The sequence below is a fragment of the Streptomyces sp. NPDC002779 genome, from assembly GCF_042888685.1.
Taxonomy (GTDB): Bacteria; Actinomycetota; Actinomycetes; order Streptomycetales; family Streptomycetaceae; genus Streptomyces.
The window spans coordinates 253,124-276,127 of sequence record NZ_JBIAQC010000001.1 but is presented as its reverse complement, the minus strand read 5'-3'; the positions used below and the strand labels follow the sequence as shown (position 1 = coordinate 276,127).

The 23,004-nt window shown below is 71.1% G+C and carries 20 protein-coding genes; 12 read left to right on the top strand and 8 right to left on the bottom strand.

Translation table 11 applies throughout. The features are described 5' to 3' along the window. Positions 1-150: 150 nt before the first annotated feature. The 3 genes from ACFYW5_RS01225 to glgX form a co-directional block, all read right to left on the bottom strand. Positions 151-1,992: an ABC transporter ATP-binding protein gene (locus ACFYW5_RS01225; RefSeq protein WP_389414861.1), complete on the bottom strand. Its 1,842-nt coding sequence runs from the start codon at positions 1,990-1,992 to the stop codon at positions 151-153. Beyond that, entirely contained in the window at positions 1,989-3,764 is a 1,776-nt protein-coding gene (locus ACFYW5_RS01220) for an ABC transporter ATP-binding protein (RefSeq protein ID WP_389414860.1), read from the bottom strand. The genes ACFYW5_RS01225 and ACFYW5_RS01220 overlap by 4 nt, the downstream gene beginning before the upstream one ends. Before the next feature lie 87 nt (positions 3,765-3,851). Then, on the bottom strand, positions 3,852-6,098 hold the full coding sequence (gene glgX / locus ACFYW5_RS01215; RefSeq protein WP_389414859.1) for a glycogen debranching protein GlgX: 2,247 nt from the start codon (positions 6,096-6,098) through the stop codon (positions 3,852-3,854). Between the two features lie 151 nt (positions 6,099-6,249). Here glgX and ACFYW5_RS01210 point away from each other — a divergent pair, with 151 nt between their 5' ends. From ACFYW5_RS01210 to ACFYW5_RS01180, 7 genes are all read left to right on the top strand, one after another. Further along, positions 6,250-7,494 carry an Ig-like domain-containing protein gene (locus ACFYW5_RS01210; protein WP_389414858.1) on the top strand — a complete coding sequence of 415 codons (1,245 nt, stop codon included), beginning with the start codon at positions 6,250-6,252 and terminating at the stop codon, positions 7,492-7,494. Positions 7,495-7,670: 176 nt separating this feature from the next. Beyond that, entirely contained in the window at positions 7,671-8,900 is a 1,230-nt protein-coding gene (locus tag ACFYW5_RS01205) for an Ig-like domain-containing protein (protein WP_389414857.1), read from the top strand. 48 nt (positions 8,901-8,948) lie between these two features. After that, positions 8,949-9,716 carry an enoyl-CoA hydratase/isomerase family protein gene (locus ACFYW5_RS01200; protein ID WP_389414856.1) on the top strand — a complete coding sequence of 256 codons (768 nt, stop codon included), beginning with the start codon at positions 8,949-8,951 and terminating at the stop codon, positions 9,714-9,716. Between the two features lie 285 nt (positions 9,717-10,001). After that, complete coding sequence (locus ACFYW5_RS01195) at positions 10,002-10,505, top strand: ATP-binding protein (protein ID WP_389414855.1); 504 nt, start codon at positions 10,002-10,004, stop codon at positions 10,503-10,505. Positions 10,506-10,565: 60 nt separating this feature from the next. Next, positions 10,566-11,321 carry a polysaccharide deacetylase family protein gene (locus tag ACFYW5_RS01190; RefSeq protein ID WP_389414854.1) on the top strand — a complete coding sequence of 252 codons (756 nt, stop codon included), beginning with the start codon at positions 10,566-10,568 and terminating at the stop codon, positions 11,319-11,321. After that, the gene (locus ACFYW5_RS01185) at positions 11,321-12,496 is read left to right on the top strand and encodes a PQQ-binding-like beta-propeller repeat protein (RefSeq protein ID WP_389414853.1); all 1,176 of its coding nucleotides are present in this window, start codon (positions 11,321-11,323) and stop codon (positions 12,494-12,496) included. Before ACFYW5_RS01190 ends, ACFYW5_RS01185 begins: the two co-directional genes overlap by 1 nt. A gap of 61 nt (positions 12,497-12,557) precedes the next feature. Next, on the top strand, positions 12,558-13,151 hold the full coding sequence (locus ACFYW5_RS01180; RefSeq protein WP_389414852.1) for an ADP-ribosyltransferase: 594 nt from the start codon (positions 12,558-12,560) through the stop codon (positions 13,149-13,151). Here the strand turns inward: ACFYW5_RS01180 and ACFYW5_RS01175 are convergent. Next, positions 13,105-13,773 (bottom strand): GNAT family N-acetyltransferase, encoded by a 669-nt coding sequence (locus ACFYW5_RS01175; RefSeq protein WP_389414851.1) that lies wholly within the window; start codon positions 13,771-13,773, stop codon positions 13,105-13,107. The two genes, ACFYW5_RS01180 and ACFYW5_RS01175, sit on opposite strands and share 47 nt — an antisense overlap. 120 nt (positions 13,774-13,893) lie before the next feature. Here ACFYW5_RS01175 and ACFYW5_RS01170 point away from each other — a divergent pair, with 120 nt between their 5' ends. After that, complete coding sequence (locus ACFYW5_RS01170; RefSeq protein ID WP_389414850.1) at positions 13,894-14,106, top strand: EF-hand domain-containing protein; 213 nt, start codon at positions 13,894-13,896, stop codon at positions 14,104-14,106. Positions 14,107-14,185: 79 nt separating this feature from the next. Here the strand turns inward: ACFYW5_RS01170 and ACFYW5_RS01165 are convergent, their stop codons facing one another. Then, positions 14,186-15,109: an AraC family transcriptional regulator gene (locus tag ACFYW5_RS01165; RefSeq protein WP_389414849.1), complete on the bottom strand. Its 924-nt coding sequence runs from the start codon at positions 15,107-15,109 to the stop codon at positions 14,186-14,188. A gap of 101 nt (positions 15,110-15,210) precedes the next feature. On the opposite strand from ACFYW5_RS01165, the gene ACFYW5_RS01160 reads away from it, so the two are divergent. Continuing rightward, entirely contained in the window at positions 15,211-16,212 is a 1,002-nt protein-coding gene (locus ACFYW5_RS01160; RefSeq protein WP_389414848.1) for a zinc-dependent alcohol dehydrogenase family protein, read from the top strand. Continuing rightward, the gene (locus tag ACFYW5_RS01155; protein WP_389415611.1) at positions 16,184-16,969 is read left to right on the top strand and encodes an NADPH-dependent F420 reductase; all 786 of its coding nucleotides are present in this window, start codon (positions 16,184-16,186) and stop codon (positions 16,967-16,969) included. Before ACFYW5_RS01160 ends, ACFYW5_RS01155 begins: the two co-directional genes overlap by 29 nt. 31 nt (positions 16,970-17,000) lie before the next feature. Here ACFYW5_RS01155 and ACFYW5_RS01150 read toward each other — a convergent pair whose 3' ends face one another. Together ACFYW5_RS01150 and ACFYW5_RS01145 are read right to left on the bottom strand one after the other, a co-directional pair. Beyond that, positions 17,001-17,558, bottom strand: a complete 558-nt coding sequence (locus tag ACFYW5_RS01150) for a glycoside hydrolase family 25 protein (RefSeq protein ID WP_389414847.1) — start codon at positions 17,556-17,558, stop codon at positions 17,001-17,003. A gap of 116 nt (positions 17,559-17,674) precedes the next feature. Next, positions 17,675-18,280, bottom strand: coding sequence for a TetR/AcrR family transcriptional regulator (locus ACFYW5_RS01145; protein ID WP_389414846.1), 606 nt, complete (start codon positions 18,278-18,280; stop codon positions 17,675-17,677). Between the two features lie 169 nt (positions 18,281-18,449). Here ACFYW5_RS01145 and ACFYW5_RS01140 point away from each other — a divergent pair, with 169 nt between their 5' ends. Together ACFYW5_RS01140 and ACFYW5_RS01135 are read left to right on the top strand one after the other, a co-directional pair. Then, on the top strand, positions 18,450-19,868 hold the full coding sequence (locus tag ACFYW5_RS01140) for a purine-cytosine permease family protein (protein ID WP_389414845.1): 1,419 nt from the start codon (positions 18,450-18,452) through the stop codon (positions 19,866-19,868). A gap of 82 nt (positions 19,869-19,950) precedes the next feature. After that, complete coding sequence (locus ACFYW5_RS01135; RefSeq protein ID WP_389414844.1) at positions 19,951-21,600, top strand: amidohydrolase; 1,650 nt, start codon at positions 19,951-19,953, stop codon at positions 21,598-21,600. Positions 21,601-21,625: 25 nt separating this feature from the next. On the opposite strand, the gene ACFYW5_RS01130 is transcribed toward ACFYW5_RS01135, so the two are convergent. After that, complete coding sequence (locus ACFYW5_RS01130; protein ID WP_389414843.1) at positions 21,626-22,993, bottom strand: L-serine ammonia-lyase; 1,368 nt, start codon at positions 22,991-22,993, stop codon at positions 21,626-21,628. Positions 22,994-23,004: the final 11 nt, after the last annotated feature.

The window sequence follows — 23,004 nt, the reverse complement described above, 5'->3', positions numbered from 1 at the left end:
TTGCTGTGCGTCGGCCGTGGGAAGAGTGGCAGGAGATCCGCACTCCTGTCAGGGGCGCGTCAGAAAGTTGGCCGGAAATCGTTCGTTGTCCGGGAATTCATGTTCGCTATACGAACCCTTTGGATCTATGGCCGCGCACCCGACCCGGCGCTAGGCCAGACTGTCCCGCCACGCCCGGTGCAGATCCGCGAACCGACCGGTGTCCGCGATGAGTTCGGCGGGCGAGCCGTCCTCGACGATCCGCCCGTGCTCCATGACCAGCACCCGGTCCGCGATCTCCACGGTGGACAGCCGGTGCGCGATCACCACCGCCGTACGCCCGTGCAGCACCGTCGCCATCGCGCTCTGCACCGCCCGCTCGCCGGGGATGTCCAGCGAGCTGGTCGCCTCGTCGAGGATCAGCACCGCGGGGTCGGCCAGCAATGCCCGCGCGAACGCCACCAGTTGGCGCTGACCGGCGGAGATACGGCCGCCCCGCTTGCGTACGTCGGTGTCGTAGCCGTCGGGCAGGGCGCTGATGAACTCGTGCGCGCCGATCGCCTTCGCCGCCCGCTCGATGTCCTCCCGGCTCGCGTCCGGGCGCCCGAGGGCGATGTTCTCGGCGACCGTGCCGGAGAACAGGAACGCCTCCTGGGTCACCATCACCACCCCGCGCCGCAGTTCGGACAGGGACAGCTCGCGCAGATCGACCCCGTCCAGCAGCACCCGGCCGTCGGTGGGGTCGTAGAACCGGGCCAGCAGCTTCGCCAGCGTCGACTTGCCGGCGCCGGTCGAGCCGACCACCGCGACCGTCTGCCCGGCCGGAAGGGTGAGGTCGAAGGCGGGCAGCACTTCGCCGCCGGTGCGGTAGGCGAACCGCACCCCGTCGAAGACGACCTCGCGCCCCGGGTGCTCGGACTGAAGCGCCGGGAGCTGCCTGGGCGCCGGCGGTTCGGGGACGGACGGGACCTGGGCCAGCAGCCCCGCGATCTTCTCCAGGGAGGCGGCCGCCGACTGGTAGGAGTTCAGGAACATCCCGAGCCGGTCGATCGGGTCGTACAGCCGCCGCAGATACAGCACCGCGGCGGCCAGCACGCCGAGCGCCAGCGTGCCGCCCGCGACCCGGTGGGCGCCCCACAGCACGATCGCCGCGACGGCGGTGTTGGCCACCAGCCGGGAGCCCACCACGTACCGGGCCATCTCCAGCAGCGCGTCGCCGTTGATCCGCTCGTGCCGCTGGTTCAGTACGGCGAAGTCGGCGTCGTTGACGGCCTCGCGGCGGAACGCGCGCACCGGCCGGATGCCGTTCATCGTCTCCACGAACTTCACGATCACCGAGGCGATGGCCGTCGACCGCAGCCGGTACACCCGCCCGGCGCGCCGCTGGTAATTCCGCATGAGCAGGAACAGCGGCACGAAGGAGGCGACCGCGACCGCGCCGAGCCCGAGGTCCAGCCAGAGCAGCAGCGCCGAGATGTACACGAACGACAGGATCACGGTGACGAGTTCCTGGAGCCCTTCGCTCAGCAGCTCCCGCAGCGACTCCACGTCCGCGGTGGACCGGGAGATCAGGCGGCCGCTCGTGTAGCGCTCGTGGAAGTCGATGCTCAGCGCCTGCGCGTGCCGGAAGATCCGGCCGCGCAGATCCAGCAGCACGTCCTGGTTGACGCGGGCCGACGCGATGACGAACCCGTACTGCAGGGCGCCGGAGGCCGCCGCGCAGAGCAGATAGCCCACGGCCACGGCGATCAGCGGGCCGTGGTCGCCCCCGCGGAACGCCGGCACCGCCCGGTCGAGGGCGTACGCCACCAGCAGCGGGCCCGCCTGCACGGCCGCCTGCTGGACGAGCAGCAGCAGCGTGGTGAGCGCCACCCGGGCCTTCATCGGCGTCAGCAGCGAACGCAGCAGTGCGCCGGTGGCGCCCGGGGGAGTGGGCAGGACGTCCCGGTCGAACGGGTCGCCGGTCTCCTCGGGCCGGTCCTTGGACGGGGCGGTGAGGGTGGGCGCGGTCATCCGGGTGCCTCCGCTCCGGACATCAGACGGGCGTACTCGGCGTTGCTGCGCAGCAGTTCGTGATGGGTGCCGACCGCGGTGATCCGGCCGCGGGACAGCAGCGCGACCCGGTCGGCGAGCAGCACGGTGGACGGCCGGTGCGCCACCACGATCGCGGTGGTCTGCGCGAGCACGTCCCGCAGCGCGGCCTCGACGGCGGCCTCGGTGTGCACGTCGAGCGCGGACAGCGGATCGTCCAGCACCAGGAACCGCGGCCGTCCGACGACGGCCCGGGCGAGCGCCAGCCGCTGCCGCTGCCCACCGGAGAGGCTGAGCCCCTGCTCGCCGACCTGGGTGTCGGTGCCCTGCGGCAGGGAGTGCACGAAAGAGGCCTGGGCGACGGCGAGCGCGCGGTCCAGCTCCGCGGCTCCCGCGGTGCCGTCGGTCCCCATCAGCACGTTCTCCCCGACGGAGGCGGAGAACAGGGTGGGTTCCTCGAAGGCGACGGCGACCTTGGAGCGCAGTTCCTCCCGGGACATGGCCCTGATGTCCTCGCCGTCCAGGGTGATCCGCCCGGAGGTGACCTCGTGCAACCGGGGCACGAGCGCGGTGAGGGTGGTCTTGCCGGAGCCGGTGGCACCGACGAGGGCCATGGACTCGCCGGGGCGGATGTGGAGGTCGATGCGGTCCAGGACGGGCGGGGAGTCGGGCGGGGCGTCGGGGTAGCGGAAGCAGACGCTCTCGAAGACCAGCCCCTCCGCCCCGGCCGCGACGCGCCCCGGCTCGGGCCGCTCCGCCGATTCCGGCGCCTCGTCGAGCACCTCGAAGTACCGCTCCGTGGCCGTCGCCGCCTCCTGGCTCATCGCCAGCAGGAACGCGATCGACTCCACGGGCCACCGCAGGGCGAGCGCCGTGGACAGGAACGCCACCAGCGTGCCCGCCGACAACTGCCCGTCCGCGACCTGCACGCACCCCACCACCAGCGCCGCCCCGACGGCCACCTCGGGCAGCGTCACGATCACCGCCCAGATCACCGCCAGCAGCCGCGCCTTGCGCAGCTCGGTCCCCCGCAGCGTCGACGACAGATCCCGGAACGCCCGGGCCTGGCTGCGGTGCCGCCCGAACCCCTTGATGATCCGGATCCCGAGCACGCTCTCCTCGACGACGGTCGTCAGATCCCCGACCTGGTCCTGCGCCCGCCGCGCCACCTCCGCATACCGCTTCTCGAAGACCACGCACATCACGATCACCGGCACGGCGGGCCCGAGGATCACCAGTCCCAGCGTCCAGTCCTGGAGCAGCATGAGGACCACGCCGACCAGGATGGTGACGCCGTTGACCAGCAGGAAGGTCAGCGGAAACGCGAGGAACATCCGCACCAGCATCAGATCGGTGGTCCCCCGCGACAGCAACTGCCCTGACGCCCACCGGTCGTGGAAGGCGACCGGCAGCCGCTGCAGATGCCGGTACAGGCCCGCCCGCATCTCCGCCTCGACATGCGACAGCGGCCGGGCCACCAGCCACCGCCGCAGCCCGAACAGCAGCGCCTCGGCGAGCCCGAGCAGCAGCAGGAACAGCGCCCCGAGCCACACCCCGGCCGGATCCCGCCCGGCGACCGGCCCGTCCACCATCCACTTCAGCACGAGCGGGATCACCAGGCCCGTGCACGAGGCGAGGATCGCCACGAACGCGGCGGTGAACAGCCGCGCCCGCACGGGGCGGACGTACGGCCACAGGCGCAGCAGGGTCCTGACGGCGGAGCGTTCCTCGGCGGGCGCGGGTGTCGTGGGCATCAGCAGCGAGCCTACGGATCGCCACTGACAACGCCCACCGAGTTTTGGCCCCTTGCGCGGGACCCGGCGCCCGTCACGCCACCCCCGTCAGGCCACCACCTTCAGCAGCAGCACCGCCCGCGCCGGCACCGTGATCGCCGTACCCGCCCGGTGGACCAGACCCGGCGCCGCGCCCTGCTCCTCGCGCGCGGTGTCGACGACCACCTCGTACTCCTCCGCCCACGGCGGCGCCGGCAGTACGAAGCTCACCGGCTGGTCCCCCGCGTGCAGCACCGCCAGGAAGCTGTCGTCGACGATCGGGGCGCCCCGCTCGTCCCGGCCCGGGATGTCCCGCCCGGAGAGGTACATGCCGAGCGTGGCGGCGGGCGCGTACCAGTCCCGTTCCGTCATCTCCGTCCCCCGCGCGGTGAACCAGGCCAGGTCCCGCAGCCCGTCCGCCGAGTGCGCGCGCCCGGAGAAGAAGGCCCGCCGGCGCAGCACGGGATGCCGGTGGCGCAGCTCGATCAGCCGGGAGGTCAGCTCGAACAGCGCCTTCCAGCCGGGGTCCTCCAGCAGCCCCCAGTCCAGCCAGCTGATCTCGTTGTCCTGGCAGTAGGCGTTGTTGTTGCCGCGCTGGGTGCGCCCCAGCTCGTCGCCCGCCACCAGCATCGGCACACCCGTGGACAGCAGCAGGGTGGTCAGCAGGTTCCGCAGCTGCCGCCGCCTGAGCTCCCGTACCCCCTCCTCGTCCGTCTCGCCCTCCGCGCCGCAGTTCCAGGCCCGGTTGTCGTCCGTGCCGTCCCGGTTGCCCTCGCCGTTCGCCTCGTTGTGCTTGCGCTCGTAGGAGACGAGGTCGCGCAGCGTGAAGCCGTCGTGCGCGGTCACGAAGTTGACGGAGGCGTACGGCCGCCGCCCGCCCCACGCGTACAGGTCGCTCGACCCCGACAGCCGGTAGCCGAGATCCCGCACGTCCGGCAGCGCGCCCCGCCAGAAGTCCCGTACGGCGTTGCGGTAGCGGTCGTTCCACTCCGTCCACAGCGGGGGGAAGGCGCCCACCTGGTAGCCGCCGGAGCCCACGTCCCACGGTTCGGCGATCAGCTTCACCCGGCTCAGCAGGGGGTCCTGGGCGATGACGGCGAGGAACGGCGAGAGCATGTCGACGTCGTGCATCGAGCGGGCCAGCGCGGCGGCGAGGTCGAAGCGGAAGCCGTCGACGCCCATCTCGGTGACCCAGTAGCGCAGCGAGTCGGTGATCAGCCGCAGCACATGGGGCTGGACCACATGGAGGGTGTTGCCGCAGCCCGTGTAGTCGGCGTACCGGCGCGCGTCCGACTGCAAGCGGTAGTAGCCCCGGTTGTCGATGCCCTTCAGGGACAGGGTGGGGCCCAGCTCACCGGCCTCCGCGGTGTGGTTGTAGACCACGTCGAGGATGACCTCGATGCCGGCCTCGTGCAGCGACCGCACCATCCGCTTGAACTCGCCGACCTGCTGTCCCGTGGTCCCGGAGGCCGCGTACCCGGCGTGCGGGGCGAAGTAGCCGATGGAGTTGTAGCCCCAGTAGTTCTTCAGGCCGCGCCGCAGCAGATGGTCCTCGTGCGCGAACTGATGGACCGGCAGCAGCTCCACGGCCGTCACGCCCAGCTTGACCAGGTGCTCGATGGCCGCCGGGTGCGCGAGACCCGCGTACGTCCCGCGCAGTTCCTCGGGGATGCCCGGGTGCAGCCGGGTGAAGCCGCGCACGTGCACCTCGTAGATGACCGAGTCCGCCCAGGGCGTCTTCGGCCGCCGGTCGTCCGTCCAGTCGTCGTCGTCGTGCACGACGACGCCCTTGGGGACGTACGGCGCCGAGTCCCGGTCGTCCCGGACGGTGTCCGCGACCTGCTGCTGCGGCCAGTCCCGGACATGGCCGTACACCTCCGGCGGCAGCCCGAAGTCGCCGTCCACCGCGCGGGCGTACGGGTCGAGCAGCAGCTTCGCCGGGTTCCAGCGGGCGCCGGTCCAGGGGTCCCAGCGGCCGTGCACCCTAAAGCCGTACCGCTGGCCCGGCAGCACCCCGGGCACGAAGCCGTGCCAGATCTCGTGCGTCAGCTCGGTCAGCTTGGCCCGGGTCTCCTTGCCCGCGTCGTCGAACAGGCACAGCTCGACGGCCTCGGCACCGCCCGCCCACAGCGCGAAGTTGGTCCCGGCCACCCCGTCCGGGCCCACCCGGAAGCGGGCGCCCAGCGGAGTGGGCGCACCGGGCCACACGGGCATGCCCGGCGTCCGGCGCGGCGCACCGTTCAGTAGGAGGGCCCCCGGCCCTTCGGCGGCCCGCTCCTGAGCCACTGCCTCACGCTCGGCTGCGCTGCTGGACACCCTTGGCCTCCCACGGCTCGCTGGACGACGTGCAAACGGGCATGCAAGACCCCGGCAGCGGCTCCCCGTCGCGTCGTCCTCCCCACTGTTCTGCCCAGCGCTTGGCTCGCACTCACGTTTCCCCGGAGCGTGCCCGGTCGTTGGGCTCCTCGTGAGGCACGTACAAGGGCGCGCACGGCGCGCGGGGGCCGCACTGGCCGCCGTACTGACATGGGCAGGACTGCTGGCCGGAGCCGCCGGCTGCACGTCGGAGACGACCGGAGGGGCCGGCCTCGGCGGGCTCGGCAAACCCCGGGCACCCGAGGAGGTGATCCGTGTCTTCCCGGACGACGGCAGCCGGGGGGTGAAGCCCGACGCGAAGCTGCGGGTGGGGGTGCCCAGCGGGCGCCTGGAGTCGGTGCGGGTCGTCAAGTCGCAGGACGCGCAGGAGACCCCGGTCCCCGGGCAGATCTCCGCCGACGGACTGCGCTGGGAACCCGACGACCGGCACCTGGCGCTGGCCGCCCGCTACACCGTCGACGTGGTGGCGCTGGACGGCCACGGCCGCCGCTCCGCCCGGCACACCACCTTCACCACCCACGTCCCCGAGGAGCGGTTCATCGGGTACGTCTCCCCGGAGAACCGCTCCACGGTCGGCACCGGAATGATCGTCTCCCTGGAGTTCAACCGGGAGATCGAGAACCGCGCCGCCGTGGAACGCGCCGTCCACGTCACCGCCCGCCCGGCCGTCGAGATCCGCCCGCACTGGTTCGGCAAGGGCCGCCTCGACTTCCGCCCCGAGCGGTACTGGAAGCCCGGCACCCAGGTCACCGTCTCCCTCAAGCTCCGTGACGTGGAGGGCGCGCCGGGGGTCTACGGCCTGCAGTACAAGACGTTCTCCTTCACCGTCGGCCGCCACCAGGTCTCCACCGTCGACGCGGCCGCGCACACCATGGAGGTCCGGCGCGACGGCGACCTGCTCGCCACCGTGCCGATCACGGCGGGCGCCCCGAAGACCACCACCTACAACGGCAAGATGGTCGTCACCGAGATGCTCGAGGTGACCCGGATGAACGGCGCCACGGTCGGCTTCACCGACGACGACGGCAAGGGCGAGTACGACATCCCGGACGTCCCGCACGCCATGCGGCTGACCGAGTCCGGCACCTTCCTGCACGGCAACTACTGGGCGCCGCACGCCTTCGGGAAGGTCAACGTCAGCCACGGCTGCGTGGGCCTGAGGGACGTCAAGGGCGGCGGCTCGGACACCCCGGCGGGCTGGTTCTTCGACCGGAGCCTGATCGGGGACGTGGTCGAGGTCGTCCGCAGCAAGGACAAGAAGGTCGCTCCCGACAACGGCCTGGGCGGCTGGAATATGGGCTGGAAGGACTGGAAGGCCGGAAGTGCGGTGAAGTAACAGGACAGGGGGGCCACTCGACGCACGTTTCCGTCGAAGTCGGTACTGAACTCGGTACGGAACGGTGACAATCCAGGGGCGCCGCGCCGGATGACCTTGTGGTTAATATGCGCCGAGCGCCTGGCAGACGCGCGGGGGCGGGGGCCTGACCAGGCCCGGCGAGGGGAGAGAAGGACTTGAACGTGCGACCGATATCGGGGGCGTCGGTTGACGCGCGCAGGAGGATCACGGCCGTGCTCGCCGGAGGTCTGCTGCTGGCCGTCACCGCGTGCGGTGGCGGCTCGGACTCGGGCTCCGGCGACGGCAAGGGCAAGGGCGGTGACTCCGGTGCCGCGCAGAGCGGGCCGTCGCAGGCCGTGGTCTCCATAGCCCCGAAGGACGGCGCCGAGTCCGTCGACACCAGCGGCGCCCTCAAGGTCAGCGCGAGCAAGGGCAAGCTCTCCGAAGTCGTCGTCAAGGACGGCAAGGGCGAGGCGATACCCGGGAAGATCACCGACGGGGGCGCGAGCTGGACGCCGTCCACCCACCTCGCCGCCGCCACGAAGTACACCGTCCACGCGGTCGCCAAGGACTCCGAGGGCCGCGAGGCCGCCGAGGACTCCAGCTTCACCACGCTCACCCCCGAGCACACCTTCCTCGGCACCTTCACCCCGGAGGACGGCTCCAAGGTCGGCGTGGGCATGCCCTTCTCGCTCCGCTTCGACCGGGGCATCACCAACCCGGACGACGTCGAGAAGGCCGTACGGATCAGGACCGAGCCCGCCGTGGACGTCCAGGGCCACTGGTTCGGCAACGACCGCCTCGACTTCCGCCCCGAGAAGTACTGGAAGGAAGGCACCAAGGTCACCGTCGACCTCGATCTCGACGGCGTCGAGGGCCGGGACGGCGTCTACGGCAAGCAGGACAAGACCGTCTCCTTCACCATCGGCCGCGACCAGGTCTCCGTCGTCGATGTGAAGACCAAGAAGATGAAGGTCATGCAGGACGGCAAGGTCGTCAAGACCCTCCCGGTCACCACCGGCAAGCCCGGTTACGACACCTGGAACGGCCAGATGGTCATCACCGAGAAGTTCGTCGAGACCCGGATGAACGGCGACACGGTCGGCTACGACGGCGAGTACGACATCGACGACGTCCCGCACGCCATGCGCCTGAGCCAGTCCGGCACCTTCATCCACGGCAACTACTGGGGCGGCGACGCCTTCGGCAACTACAACGCCAGCCACGGTTGCGTCGGCCTGCGCGATGTGAAGGGTGCCTGGGACAAGGGGACCCCGGCCGCCTGGTTCTTCAACCACTCCATGATCGGCGACGTCGTCGTCGTGAAGAACTCCGACGACGCGACCATCGCCCCGGACAACGGCCTCAACGGCTGGAACATGTCCTGGGAGGAGTGGACGAAGTAGCGGGGCCGGTCTTCTGCGCGAGGGTTAGTCACCGTTAACCTGCGGAGCATGACCGTGAATCTCGAAGTCGCCGACGGCGTGGGCACGCTCCGCCTGGACCGCCCCCCGATGAACGCGCTGGACGTCGCCACCCAGGACCGCCTCAAGGAACTCGCCGAGGAGGCGAGCCGCCGGGAGGATGTGCGCGCGGTGGTGATCTACGGCGGCGAGAAGGTGTTCGCGGCCGGCGCGGACATCAAGGAGATGCAGGCCATGGACCACACGGCCATGGTGCTGCGCTCCCGCGCCCTGCAGGACTCCTTCACCGCCGTGGCCCGGATCCCCAAGCCGGTGGTCGCGGCGGTCACCGGCTACGCCCTCGGCGGTGGCTGCGAGCTGGCCCTGTGCGCGGACTTCCGGATCGCCGCGGAGAACGCGAAGCTGGGCCAGCCCGAGATCCTGCTCGGTCTGATTCCGGGCGCGGGCGGCACCCAGCGGCTGTCCCGGCTGGTGGGCCCCTCCAAGGCGAAGGACCTCATCTTCACCGGCCGGATGGTCAAGGCGGACGAGGCGCTGACCATGGGTCTGGTGGACCGCGTGGTCCCCGCCGAGGAGGTGTACACCGCCGCGCACGCCTGGGCCGCGAAGCTCGCGCAGGGCCCGGCGATCGCGCTGCGCGCCGCGAAGGAGTCCATCGACACCGGCCTGGAGACGGACATCGACACCGGTCTGGCGGTGGAACGCAACTGGTTCGCGGGCCTGTTCGCCACGGCGGACCGGGAGACCGGGATGCGCAGCTTCGTGGAGGACGGCCCGGGCAAGGCCAAGTTCCTCTGATGTACTGCGCCGAATACCGCGGAACCTCTTGCAATTGACGCGATGTCTCATCCGGGTCCCTCGATGGGACGGTTTATGGGAGCCTTAACGCAGCCTTAAGCCTGTCGTGTCGAGGAGGCCCGTCGATTGCCGCCACCAGATCCTTCGCCGCAGGTCAGAGGGGTCGTGAAGGGCTCCGAATTGCCTTTGGCATATGCCGATCGACCCTCGCGGAACAGTGGATTCCGGGGAGCGGATTCCGCAGGAACGGCTCCGGAAGGTGCTCTGGGCGGCCATGATGGTGGCATGGCGGGGCTGGAGGGCATGGAACAGCCGCGGGGACACGGCCGTGCGACCGCGGCGCGCTGGTCGCCGGCGGTCGAGGACGAACACGCCGTGAAGGCGCTGGAGTTGTTCGGCAACCCGACGGAGGCGGAAGTCCGGCTCGCGTCCCTCCCGGAATCCGCGGCGACCGCCCGCCGACTGGCCCAGGTGGTCGTCCTGCGTCAGTGGGGCCTGACGGCGAAGATGACGGAAGACGCGGTCTTACTCGTCTCGGAACTGGTGGGGAACGCGGTACGCCACACCGGGGCCCGGGTCTTCGGCCTCCGGATGCGCCGGCGCCGCGGCTGGATCCGTATCGAGGTCCGTGATCCGTCGCGGGGCCTGCCGTGTCTGATGCCGGTCCAGGAGCTGGACCTCAGCGGCCGGGGCCTGTTCCTGGTGGACAAACTGGCGGACCGCTGGGGAGTCGATCTGCTGCCCCGGGGCAAGACGACCTGGTTCGAGATGAGGGTCGCGGACCGCTGACGTAAGGGTGGCGGAGGCGAAATACCCGAAATTCACCCATAACCCCCTTAAATAGGGCGGGTGACCCAGACCGATCGCCGGACGGTCCTCCAAGCAGCCGCCGGCCTAGTCACCGCGGCGGCCCTCACGGCCGCCTGCACCGCCCCCACCGGCGCCCTCGCCCCCCGCAGCGCGCCCCGGCCCCTCACCGCCCCCACCCCCCGCCGCATCCCGGGCCACCCCGCCCACCTCACCCACGGCCCCCGGCACCGCCTCCGGGTGGCCCTCACCTTCCACGGCAACGGCGATCCTCGCACCGCCGAAGCCGTCCTGCGGGCCGCCGAACGGCAGGGCGCCCACCTCACGGTCCTGGCCGTGGGCAGCTGGCTGGACGCCAACCCCCGGCTCGCCCGCCGCATCCTCGACGCCGGCCACGACCTCGGCAACCACACCCAGCGCCACCTCGACATCAACGCGATGCCGGAGGCGGAGGCCCGCGCCGAGATCACCGACTGCGCCGCACGCCTGCGACGCCTCACCGGCTCCATCGGCACCTGGTTCCGCCCCTCCCGCGCGGCCCGGGCCTCCCCCCGGGTCGCCCGCCTGGCCCGCGAGGCCGGCTACCCCCAGGTCCTCTCCTACGACGTCGACTCCCTCGACTTCACCGGCCCCGGGCCCGCCGCCCTCACCCGCACCCTCGCCACCGGGATCCGCCCCGGCTCGATCGTGAGCCTGCACTTCGGCTACGACGACACCGTCGCCGCCCTCCCCGCCGTACTCGACGACCTCGACCGCCGCGGACTGACCGCCGTCACCACCACGGAGCTGTTCAGCTGATGCACCACCACCTTGTGAAGGCCACCCTGATCGCGGGCGCCGCCCTCGCCACGCTCGCCGCCTGCGGCACCGAGACCCGGGAGCGGACCGAGGCCGCCGGCACCGGGGCCGCCGTCCCCGCCCCGCCGAAGCAGAGACCCGTCCAGGGGCTGCCCGGGATGCCCCCGGTGCTGGACCCGCAGGACGTCTACGCCGCCGACCGCCCCAACAAGCTCTCCCCGGTGGTGAAGGACTTCCCGAGCCGGGTCTACGTCCCCAACACCGAGTCCGACACGGTCTCCGTCATCGACCCCAAGACGTACGAGATCATCGACACGATCCCGGTCGGCCGCCAGCCCCAGCACGTCGTGCCCTCCTGGGACATGAAGACGCTGTGGGTCAACAACAACCGCGGCCACACGCTCACCCCCATCGACCCGAAGACCGGCAAGGCGGGCAAGGAGGTGGAGGTGCACGACCCGTACAACCTCTACTTCACGCCCAACGGCAAGTACGCCGTGGTCATGGCCTCCCTCGACCGTGAGCTGGTCTTCCGCGACCCGCACACCATGAAGGAGGTCAAGACCGAGCCGGTCAGCTGCTACGGCGTCAACCACGCCGACTTCTCGGCCGACGGCAAGTACTTCATCGTCTCCTGCGAGTTCAGCGGTGAGCTGCTGAAGGTCGACACCGAGAAGATGAAGGTGATCGGGCAGCAGAAGCTCCCCTTCACCGGCGCCATGCCGCAGGACGTCAAGATCTCCCCGGACGGCAAGAAGTTCTACATCGCCGACATGATGGCCGACGGCATGTGGGTGCTGGACGGCAAGACCTTCGGCAAGCCGAAGCTGCTGCCCACCGGCAAGGGCTGCCACGGCCTGTACATCAGCCGCGACTCGCGCGAGATGTACGTCTCCAACCGCGGTGAGGGGTCGGTGTCCGTCTTCGACTTCGCCCGGAACAAGCTCACCAAGAAGTGGCATCTGCCCGACGGCGGGAGCCCCGACATGGGCGGGGTCTCGGCGGACGGCAAGGTCCTGTGGCTGTCGGGACGTTACGACGGCGAGGTGTACGCCATCGACACCCGCACCGGCGCCCAGCTCGCCCGCATCCCGGTCGGCAGCGGCCCGCACGGGCTCGCGGTGTACCCGCAGCCGGGCCGCTACTCGCTCGGCCACACCGGCATCTTCCGCTGACACGCCGCCTTGCGGGTGAACGTCCACCACGCGCCGCCGCGGAACCGGAATCGTGCTCTCCATGATCACGCCTTCCCTGCGGCGGCGCGCCGCGTCCGTCGTCCTGTCCCTGGCCGCGGTGTTCGCCACCACCGCGGCCACCGCGCCCGCGAACACCCCTGCTCCGGCGGACTGTCCCGTCCAGTTCGACGACCCGGTCAAGGCCGCCGCCGACCGCCGCGTCGACGTCGGCCGCATCACCCCCGAGCCGGTCTGGCGTACGGCCTGCGGCACCCTCTACCGCGTCGACAGCCGTGGCCCCTCGACCGTCTTCGAGGAGGGCTTCAAGCCCAAGGACGTCATGAACGGCCAGTACGACATCAAGCAGTACGTCCTCGTCAACCAGCCCTCGCCGTACGTGTCCACGACCTACGACCACGACCTGTACAAGAAGTGGTGGAAGTCCGGCTGGAACTACTACATCGACGCTCCCGGCGGCATCGACGTCAACAGGACCATCGGCGACACCCACAAATGGGCCGACCAGGTCGAGGTGGCCTTCCCCGGCGGCATCGACCGGAAGTACATCATCGGCGTCTGCCCGGTGAACAAGACGACCAAGGTCGAGATCATGAGCGGCTGCGAGAGCAACCCGCACTACGAGTCCTGGCACTGAGCAGCAGCTCCGAGCCGACGGGACGGTAACCGGCCGCCTGGAACGCCCGCATGCTGCGGGCGTTCCCCGCGGAGATCTGCGCCCACACCGGCTCACCACCGCTCAACTGCCGCGCACAGCGGGCCAGTTCCCGCCCCAGCCCCCGATGCCGTACGTCGTCCCCCACCTCGACCGCCACCTCCAGCCGCCCCGCCACCCCGCGCCCGAGGACCAGCACACCGCCCTGCGCGGCCCGCACCCGCACCTCGTCGCGCCGCCCGCGGGAACTCGCCACCCTCGGATGGCCGGGGTCGTCGATCCCGGTCAGGGGCAGCGCCGGCTCACCCGGCAGGGCGGAGGCCACCGTCATCACGTCGATCGTGTCGCTGCCGCGTCCCGTGCGGTCCATGAGGGCCGCGAGGAACCGCGCGTTCATGGTCGCGGCGAGGGCGTCGCAGTCGAGGGCGCGCAGGGTCGCGTACACCCAGTCCGGATCCTCGTCGGTCGCGATCACGGAGTGCGCGGTGAAGGCGAACACCCCCGCGTCCCGGGGAGAGGGCTGGGGGACCACCGTCGTGCCGCCGTCCGGGGCCGGGAAGATGCCGTGGGCCGCCGCGTCGAATATGTCCCGCAATGTCTCCATCACCGTGCTCCTCGACTCTTCGCACACCGGGCGCCGCGGTGCGGGCTCGGCGTGCCGGTTAATCTGACCTTCGTCAGTAGGACAGCAGGACCTGGCAAGGTACGACGAAGGGGCGGATCGGTGGCGGACATCGACGAGGCACGCAAGCAGTTCGAGCGGATCGACACGGACGGTGACGGCTTCATCACCGCGGCCGAGTTCAAGACCGCTATGGCCCAGGGCGGCGACTGGAACGTCACCGAGTCCGTCGCGGAGGCCGTCATCAAGTCCCGCGACCTCAACGGCGACAAGCTGCTGTCGTTCGACGAGTTCTGGTCCTACGTGGGCAAGTGACGCGTGCGGCAAGGGGGGCGCGCCCGCTGGGCCGCCCCTTTTTCCGTCCGCTTCAGCAGCCCCGGCTTGTCCGTCCGCTTCACGAGACCCTGCGCCGGTACTGTCCCGGCGCCACTCCGAACTCCCGCTTGAACGCCTTGGCGAACGCGAACTCCGAGGTGTAGCCGGCGCGTTGGGCGACCAGTCGGAGCGGGGCGCCGTCCTCGCGCAGCAGCCGCCCCGCCGTCGTCATGCGCCACCAGGTCAGATACGTCAGCGGCGGCGTCCCCACCAGTGCCGTGAACCGGCGGGCGAAGGCCGCGCGGGACAGGCCGCCGCGGGCGCCGAGTTCCGCCACCGTCCAGGGGTGGGACGGGTCGCCGTGGATGGCGCGCAGGGCCGCCGTGACCGCCGGGTCGGCGAGGGCGGCCGCCCAGCCCGTGGGGTGCCCGTCGGCCCGTGCCTCCCCCTGCCACCAGGCGCGCAGGAGGTACAGCAGCAGGGTGTCCAGCAGCGAGGTCACGATGGTGTCCGAGCCCGGCCGCGGCTCCGCCAGTTCCGCGCCCAGCAGTTCCACCGCCGCCCGCAGCGAACGGTGCGTGCCGACGCGGGCGGGCAGATGCACCACCTCCGGCAGCTCGGTGAGCAGGGGGTGGGCGCGGGAGCGGTCCAGCAGATAGGCGCCGCACAGCATGACCGTGGTCGGCGGGCCCGACCCGACCGGATCGGGCGGCAGTTCGGGCCAGGTGCCGTCGTCCTGGAGCCGCACCTCCCGCATCGGTACGTCCAGGGCGCTGGCCACCCCGTGTCCGCACCCGCTCGCCAGGAACACCACGTCCCCCGGCCCGAGTTCGACCGGTTCGCTCTCGGCGGGGACCAGCCAGGCCGATCCTCTGAGCAGTACGTGGAACCCGGCGCCGGCCGAGGCCTCGAAGCGCAGGCCCCAGGGCCCGTACATGTCGTTGCGCGAGGAGTGCGGTCGCCCGGTGCGCATGGCGGCGACCGCGTCGCTGAGGACATCCATGTCCGTACGGTAGCCCTCCGGTCAAGGGGTGAGACGAACGGACATGAAGGGAGGACCGGCGGACATGGATCGTCTCCGGCACCGCCCGTACCGTCGATGCCATGCCAACGACCGCACGCACCGTGCTCTTTCACGACCTCGGCGGACCCGACGTCCTGACGATCGAGGACGCGGCCGTCCCCGATCCCGGCCCGGGTGAAGTCGCCCTGCGCGTGGAGGCGCTGGGCCTCAACCGCGCCGAAGCCCTTTTCCGCGCCGGGACTTACTACTACCAGCCCACACTTCCCGCCTCCCGCCTCGGCTACGAGGCCTCCGCCGTCGTCGAGGCGGTCGGCGAGGGCGTCACCGAACTCGCCGTCGGTGACCTGGTGATGACCGGCCCCGGTATCGAGATGAGCGCCCAGGGCGTGTACGCCGAGCGGCTCGTCCTGCCCGGGTCCGCCGTCGTCCGGCGCCCCGCCTCCGTCGACGCGGTGACCGGGGCCGCCGCCTGGATGACGTACAGCACCGCCTACGGGGCCCTGCTGGAGACCGCCGGGCTCAAGCCCGGGGACCATGTGCTCGTCACCGGCGCCTCCAGCGGCGTGGGCACGGCCGCCGTCCAGGTCGCCCGGCGCATCGGTGCGATCCCGATCGCCACCACCCGGACCGAGGCCAAGCGCCAGCAGCTGCTCGACGTGGGGGCGGCCGAGGTGATCGTCACCGGGGATGCCGTAGGGGACGCGGTCGCCGCGGAGGTCAAGCAGCTCACCGGCGGCCGGGGCGTCGAGGTGGTCTTCGACGGGATCGGCGGCCAGGGCTTCGGCGCCCTAACCTCCTCGCTCGTGCCCGGCGGATGCGTCGTGCTCTACGGCTGGCTGGACGGCCGTCCCGCCGAGATCCCCTTCAACTGGCCCTTCACGATCCACACGTACGCCAACATGGCCTTCACCGACACGGGCGACGGCCGCCGCCGCGCCACCGCCTTCGTCGACGCCGGTCTCGCCGACGGCGGCTTCCGGCCGGTCGTGGCGGAGGTCTTCGAGGGGCTCGACACCATCCAGGACGCCCACCGTCTGATGGAGTCGAACCGGCATACCGGCAAGATCGTCGTACGGCTCTGAGAGCGGCGGTCCACCGAGGAATAGCCGCAACGGCCGCGAGGTTGACGCCCGACAGCAGAAGAATGCACGTGCATTTACCTTGGGAAGGGCTGACATGAAGATCGGCATCATCGGCGCGGGTCAGATCGGCGGCAACCTCACCCGGCGGCTGACCGCCCTCGGCCACGAGGTCTCCGTCGCCAACTCACGCGGGCCGCACACCCTCGATGAACTGGCCACGGAGACCGGGGCGAGGGCGGTCCGGGTGGAGGAGGCCGCGCGCGGCGCCGAGATCGTCGTGATCACCATCCCGGTCAAGGCCGTACCGGACCTGCCGGCGGGCCTGCTCGCCGAGGTGGCGGAGGGCGTCGCCGTCATCGACACCGGGAACTACTACCCGAAGCAGCGGGACGGGAGGATCGCCGGGATCGAGGACGAGGGCCTGACGGAGAGCCGCTGGACGGAACGGCAGATCGGCCACCCGGTGATCAAGGCGTTCAACGGCACCTACGCCCAGGACCTCCTGGACCGCCACCGCCCGGCCGGCGACCCCGACCGGATGGCCCTGCCGGTGGCCGGCGACGACGAGGCGGCGAAGGCGAAGGTCCGCGCCCTGATCGACGAACTCGGCTACGACACGGTCGACTCGGGCGGGATCGACGACTCCTGGCGCCAGCAGCCCGACGCCCCCGTCTACGGTCTGCGGGCCGGCGTCGAGGAGGTCGCCAAGGCCCTGGCGGAAGCGTCCCCGCACCGCAAGCCGGAGTTCCGGGCCTGAGCCGTCGCTCGGCGGCGACGACCCCCTCTGATCACACCTCGTCGGCCCACTCGCGCAGCGCCGCCCTGCTCGCGAAGTCGGCGACGTTCCGGTCCAGGGGGTCGTCGGTGTACTGGTGGAAGCGCCACTTCGCCTTGATGCGGGGCTTGCCCGCGGTGACGTAGTCGGCGATCCACAGGCCGTCGCCGGCGTAGGAGGTGCGGTCGATGTTGAGCCAGAAATTCCGGTTGCAGTACAGCACGACCGGGTTGTTCGGCCGCAGCTCCTTCACCTTGCGGATGAACAGGTCCTTCTCCGCGTTGGACGCGTGGGTGCCGTCGCTGGTGGTCTCCCAGTCGACGGCGAGGATGTCGCCCGCCTTCTCCGGGGCGTGCTTGACGAAGTACTGCGCCTGGGCCGTGAGGTTGCCCGGCCACAGGAAGTGGTAGAAGCCGACCACCAGTCCCGCCTCGCGGGCACGCTTGGTCTGGGCCGCCAGTTTGGGGTTGACGTACGAACGCCCCTCCGTCGCCTTGACGAAGACGAAGGAGAGGCCGTCCGTGTCATAGGCCGACGACTGGTACGAGCTGACGTCAATGCCGCGAAGCATCGTGGACTCCCTGAAGTGTGCGTGGGGGGACGGGAGTTGTTGATGCCCCGGTTGCCGGGCCTTGACCCTTGGTCTCGGACCGCTGGCCCCGCACGGCCGCGGGGACGAACCGTCGCTCAGGCCGCCGACACCAGTCGTGCCGCCACGGATCGCGCGGTCTCCAGCGCGCCGGCGCGGTCCGCGCCGGGCTGGCCGAGCACCACCCGGGTGCTCAACCCGTCGAGCAGGGCCAGCAGTACGGAGGCCACGGCCGCGGTGTCGAGTCCGGCGGCGAAACGGCCCTGCTGCACGCCCTTGGCGAGGAGTGACTCGAGGTCCTCCTGCCAGCTGACGTCGATCTCGGCCTGCGCCGCGCGCAACTGCTCGTTCGCCCCCGTCCGCGCCCACAGCTCGATCCAGAGGGTCCAGCGCGGGTCCCGCGGGCCGACGGGAAGGTAGAGCTCCAGGAAGAGGGCGAGTTTGCGCTCGACGGTGACCCGGCGCGCCAGCAGGGCCCGCCGCTCCTCGGCCAGCACGTTCTCGCTCCAGCGCAGCGCCTCCAGCAGCAGCCGGTCCTTGTTGCCGAAGTAGTAGAGGATGTGCCCGCCGCTGGTGCCGAGGCGCTTGGCCAGGGCGGACATGGTGAGCGTCGCCAGCCCGTCCTCGGCGATGGCCGCCATCGCCTCCTTCAGCATCCGTTCCCGGGCGTCGTGCCCATCGCGTCGTCGCGCAGTCGTCGCCACGTCGCCCCTCCTCTTCGCTACGGCTGGAGACGACCTTAGCCGCCGTTTTCCGCAGAGGTCTTGACGGCAGCGCCTCCGTCCGCGCATCTTGAATGCCGTTCTAACTTCTAGAACGGCATTCAAACCAGCGTGGCCGTCCGGTGACGCGCGGGGATGAGAGGTGGGCCGTATGGCTCAGCAGGACGCGGGTGTGGCACCAGCCGACGGGAACGCCTCCACCGACCAGGTCTTCCAGGTGGAGAAGCACGGCATCGACCCCATCCCCGTGGCGGAGCGCCACGGCAGCGCGAAAGATCTGTTCTGGCTCTGGTTCGGTTCCAACCTCACGTTCACGTACGTCATCAACGGCGCCCTGGCCGTGGCCTTCGGCCTGTCCTTCTGGCAGGCAACCTTCGTCGTCGTCGCCGGTGGCCTGGCGTTCTTCGCGATCAGCGCGGCGGGCCTGAGCGGCGTTCGCACCGGAACCGCCACCCTCGTCGTCTCCCGCGCGGCGTTCGGCGTACGCGGCAACTGGCCGGCCGGGATGCTCAACTGGGTGGTCAGCATCGGCTACACCATCGTGAACACGGTCGTCGGCGTGCTCGCTCTGGAAGCCTTCTTCGCCGACCTCGGATGGGCGTCGAACGACGCCGGACGGGCTCTGGCGCTCCTGATCACGCTGGCGCTGACGTTCGCGGTCACGCTCTGGGGGCACGCCACGGTCCAGTTCGCCGAGCGCTGGATCGCGTACGTCCTCGCCGCAGGCTTCGCCGTGCTCCTCGTCTTCCTGCTGCCCGGCACCGAGACCGGCGCCACCACGGCCGCCGCGCCCGGTGCCGCCGGATGGAGCCTGGCCTTCGTCGTGATGCTGGCCGGGCCGTTCAGCTACGTCCCCATGCCGGCCGACTACACCCGCTATCTGCCGACCACGACCTCGCTGCGGTCGCTGACCTGGTACGGGGCCCTGGGAGGCTTCGTCTCGTCCGTCGCCCTGGGCGTGGCCGGGGTGGCCGCAGCCACCCAGACGGACATGACCGACGCCGTGGCGGGCACGGAGGCACTGCTGCCGGGCTGGTTCCAGCCGCTCTTCCTCGCCCTCGTCCTCGGCGGCTCCGTGACCAACTCGATCATCACGCTCTACTCGTCGAGCCTGAACCTCCAGGTCCTCGGCGTCCCCTGGAGCCGCTCCCAGGCCATCCTCATCAGCGCGGCCGTCACAGCCGCGGGATCGCTCTACGCGCTCTTCCTCACCGACTTCACCAGCTCGCTGCTGTCCTTCCTCTCCCTGCTGATCATCGTGTTCGCGCCCTGGGGCGGCGTGTTCCTCGCGGACATGCTGATGCGCCGCTGCCGCTACGACGCACCGGCTCTGCACGCGGGACGGGACGGCGGCTACTGGTACCGGTCCGGCCACCACCCCGCCGGTATGGCAGCCCTCCTCGCGGGCATGGCCTTCGCCGCGCTCACCTGCGACTCGGAACTGTGGACCGGGCCGCTGGTGGCCCCGCTGGGCGGAGCCGACCTGACCCTCCTCGGCTCCCTCGTCTCCGGCGGCGTGTACTGGGTCCTCGCCCGGCGCACGGTCGTCCCGCACACATCCCTCGGCTGAGCCGCGGCCGCGCGCCGCACACTCCGCTCCGCGCGGAGGTCTCCACACCCGAATCACCGCACCACCAACGGAGTTCCCTCACATGCCCCTGGCCTCACACCCCGCAGACCTTCTCGTGCGCAACGCCCGGATCCACACCGTCGACCCGGCGCTCCCCGAAGCGCAGGCCCTGGCGGTGTCCGGCGGCCGGATCGCCTGGCTCGGCTCCGACGCCGACGCCGCGGAATGGACCGGACCGCGCACACAGGTGATCGACGCCGCGGGGAAGCTGGTCCTGCCAGGGTTCATCGACGCGCACAACCACGTCCGGCTCGGCTCCGACGACGCCTGCGTGCAGCTCGCCGGCGCCGCCACGCTCGACGAGGTCCACGCCCGCATCCGCGCCTGGCACACGGCCGGCTCCGACGCGCCGTGGATCGAGGCGGAAGCCTTCGACTACTCGGCGATCCCCGGCGGTCGCATGCCCAGTGCCGCCGACCTCGATCCGGTCACGGGTGACGTGCCCGCCTTCGTCCTGAGCTACGACGTGCACACCGCGTGGGTGAACACCGCCGCCCTGCGGCGGCTCGGCATCGACCGGGACCACACCCATCTGCCCTTCGGGGAGGCGGTCACCGACCCTGCCACGGGCGAACCGACCGGCTTCATCAGGGACTTCGCCGTCAAGGGCCTCTCCCGAGACGGTCACCGTGCCCTGCGGGAACTCGGCCTGCCCTGGGCCTCGGCCGACCGCCAGTACGGACGGCTCACCGCATCCCTGGACGACGCCATCGCCTTCGGCATCACCACCGTCGTCGAACCGCAGAACTCGCTCGACGACCTCGCGCTGTTCGACCGCGCCCGCGCCGAGGGCCGGCTCAGGTCCCGGATCGTCGCGGCACTGTTCCATCCGCGTGGCACCACGGACGCCGACCTCGACGACTTCGCCGCCGCCGCACGCAGGTACGCGGACGACCGGCTGCACGTCGGCCCCCTCAAGCTCTACATCGACGACGTCGTCGAACCACGAACGGCGGCCCTTCTCGAACCGTACGCGGGCTGCCGCCACCACCGCGGCGACACCTTCTACCCGCCCGAGGAGTTCGCGGCCCTGCTGGCGAAGCTGGACGCGCGCGGCTTCCAGTGCTTCGTGCACGCGACCGGCGACCGCGGCATCAGGACCGTCCTGGACGCCGTCGAACACACCCGCACGGTCAACGGGCCGCGAGACGCCCGGCATCAGGTGGTCCACGTCGAGTGCCTCGACCCCGCGGACACACCGCGCTTCACCGAACTCGGCGTCGTCGCGTGCATGCAGCCACGCCACGCCGCCCCCGAGATCGCGGGTCCCGGGAAGGACTGGGCCGAGAACGTCGGTGCCGGACGCTGGCACAAGGCGTGGCCGCTGCGCAGCCTGCACGACGCAGGCGCCGTACTCGCTCTCTCCAGCGACTGGAACGTGGCCGAGATGGACCCGATGGTCGGCATCTACACCGCCGTCACACGGCGTCCGCTGGGTGGCGGAGAGCCCTGGATGCCCGAGGAGACGATCAGCGTGGAGACCGCGGTCCACGGCTACACGATGGGCTCCGCGTACGCCAATTTCCTGGAACACGACCGGGGGTCACTGACGGTGGGGAAAGCGGCCGACTTCGTGATCCTCTCCCGGGACATCCTGCGCTCGGCGCCGGAGGACATACCGGGCACCGTCGCGGAGACCGTGGTGGTCGGCGGCCGGGTCGAGCACGGGTGATCTGCCTCGTGGCCAGGACGAACCCTCAGCATTCGATGATGTTGACCGCCAGCCCGCCCCGCGCCGTCTCCTTGTACTTCACGCTCATGTCGGCGCCGGTGTCCTTCATGGTCTTGATGACCTTGTCCAGGGACACCTTGTGCGAGCCGTCGCCGCGCATCGCCATCTTCGCCGCCGTGACCGCCTTCACCGCGGCCATGCCGTTGCGCTCGATGCACGGGATCTGGACCAGGCCGCCGACCGGGTCGCAGGTCAGGCCCAGGTTGTGCTCCATGCCGATCTCGGCCGCGTTCTCCACCTGCTCCGGGGAGCCGCCCAGCACCTCCGCGAGGGCTCCCGCCGCCATCGAGCAGGCCGAGCCCACCTCGCCCTGGCAGCCGACCTCGGCGCCGGAGATGGAGGCGTTCTCCTTGAAGAGCATGCCGATCGCGCCGGCGGCGAGCAGGAACCGGACCACGCCGTCCTCGTCCGCGCCCGGCACGAAGTTGATGTAGTAGTGCAGGACCGAGGGGATGATGCCCGCGGCGCCGTTCGTCGGGGCCGTGACCACCCGCCCGCCCGCCGCGTTCTCCTCGTTCACCGCCATCGCGTAGAGCGTGAGCCACTCCATCGCGTGCGCCAGCGGGTCCCCCTCGGCCCGCAGCTGGCGCGCCGACACCGCGGCCCTGCGGCGCACCCGCAGCCCGCCCGGCAGGATCCCCTCCCGGGACATGCCGCGCGCCACGCACGCCTGCATCACCCGCCAGATCTCCAGCAGGCCCGCGCGGATCTCCTCCTCCGTGCGCCAGGCCCGCTCGTTCTCCAGCATCAGCGAGGAGATCGAAAGACCCGTCTCCTTCGTCAGCCGCAGCAGCTCGTCACCGGTGCGGAAGGGGTACTTCAGCACCGTGTCGTCGAGCTTGATCCGGTCGGCGCCCACCGCCTCCTCGTCCACGACGAAGCCGCCGCCGACCGAGTAGTACGTCTTCGCGATCAGCTCGGCGCCCTGGGCGTCGTACGCCCGGATCGTCATGCCGTTCGCGTGGTACGGCAGCGCCTCGCGCCGGTGCAGCACCAGGTCGTCGTCGAAGGAGAACGCGATCTCGTGCTCGCCCAGCAGCGACAGCCGCCCCGTGGACTTGATCGACTCGACCCGCTCGTCCGCGCCCTCCACGTCCACCGTGCGCGGCGAGGCCCCCTCCAGCCCGAGCAGCACCGCCTTCGGCGTGCCGTGGCCGTGCCCGGTCGCGCCCAGGGAGCCGTACAGCTCGCAGCGGACCGAGGTGACGCCCTCCAGCAGCCCTTCGTTGCGCACGCGGCGGGCGAACATGCGGGCCGCACGCATCGGGCCGACCGTGTGGGAGCTCGACGGGCCGATGCCGATCGAGAACAGGTCGAAGACCGAGATGGCCACGGGAACTCCTC

What these genes read in the sequence shown, in the direction of transcription:
- ACFYW5_RS01225 (WP_389414861.1), bottom strand. Translation starts at nt 1,992, where the DNA reads ATGACCGCGCCCACCCTCACCGCCCCGTCCAAGGACCGGCCCGAGGAG.
- ACFYW5_RS01220 (WP_389414860.1), bottom strand. Translation starts at nt 3,764, where the DNA reads ATGCCCACGACACCCGCGCCCGCCGAGGAACGCTCCGCCGTCAGGACC.
- ACFYW5_RS01200 (WP_389414856.1), top strand. Translation starts at nt 8,949, where the DNA reads ATGACCGTGAATCTCGAAGTCGCCGACGGCGTGGGCACGCTCCGCCTG.
- ACFYW5_RS01195 (WP_389414855.1), top strand. Translation starts at nt 10,002, where the DNA reads ATGGCGGGGCTGGAGGGCATGGAACAGCCGCGGGGACACGGCCGTGCG.
- ACFYW5_RS01185 (WP_389414853.1), top strand. Translation starts at nt 11,321, where the DNA reads ATGCACCACCACCTTGTGAAGGCCACCCTGATCGCGGGCGCCGCCCTC.
- ACFYW5_RS01180 (WP_389414852.1), top strand. Translation starts at nt 12,558, where the DNA reads ATGATCACGCCTTCCCTGCGGCGGCGCGCCGCGTCCGTCGTCCTGTCC.
- ACFYW5_RS01175 (WP_389414851.1), bottom strand. Translation starts at nt 13,773, where the DNA reads ATGGAGACATTGCGGGACATATTCGACGCGGCGGCCCACGGCATCTTC.
- ACFYW5_RS01165 (WP_389414849.1), bottom strand. Translation starts at nt 15,109, where the DNA reads ATGGATGTCCTCAGCGACGCGGTCGCCGCCATGCGCACCGGGCGACCG.
- ACFYW5_RS01160 (WP_389414848.1), top strand. Translation starts at nt 15,211, where the DNA reads ATGCCAACGACCGCACGCACCGTGCTCTTTCACGACCTCGGCGGACCC.
- ACFYW5_RS01150 (WP_389414847.1), bottom strand. Translation starts at nt 17,558, where the DNA reads ATGCTTCGCGGCATTGACGTCAGCTCGTACCAGTCGTCGGCCTATGAC.
- ACFYW5_RS01140 (WP_389414845.1), top strand. Translation starts at nt 18,450, where the DNA reads ATGGCTCAGCAGGACGCGGGTGTGGCACCAGCCGACGGGAACGCCTCC.
- ACFYW5_RS01135 (WP_389414844.1), top strand. Translation starts at nt 19,951, where the DNA reads ATGCCCCTGGCCTCACACCCCGCAGACCTTCTCGTGCGCAACGCCCGG.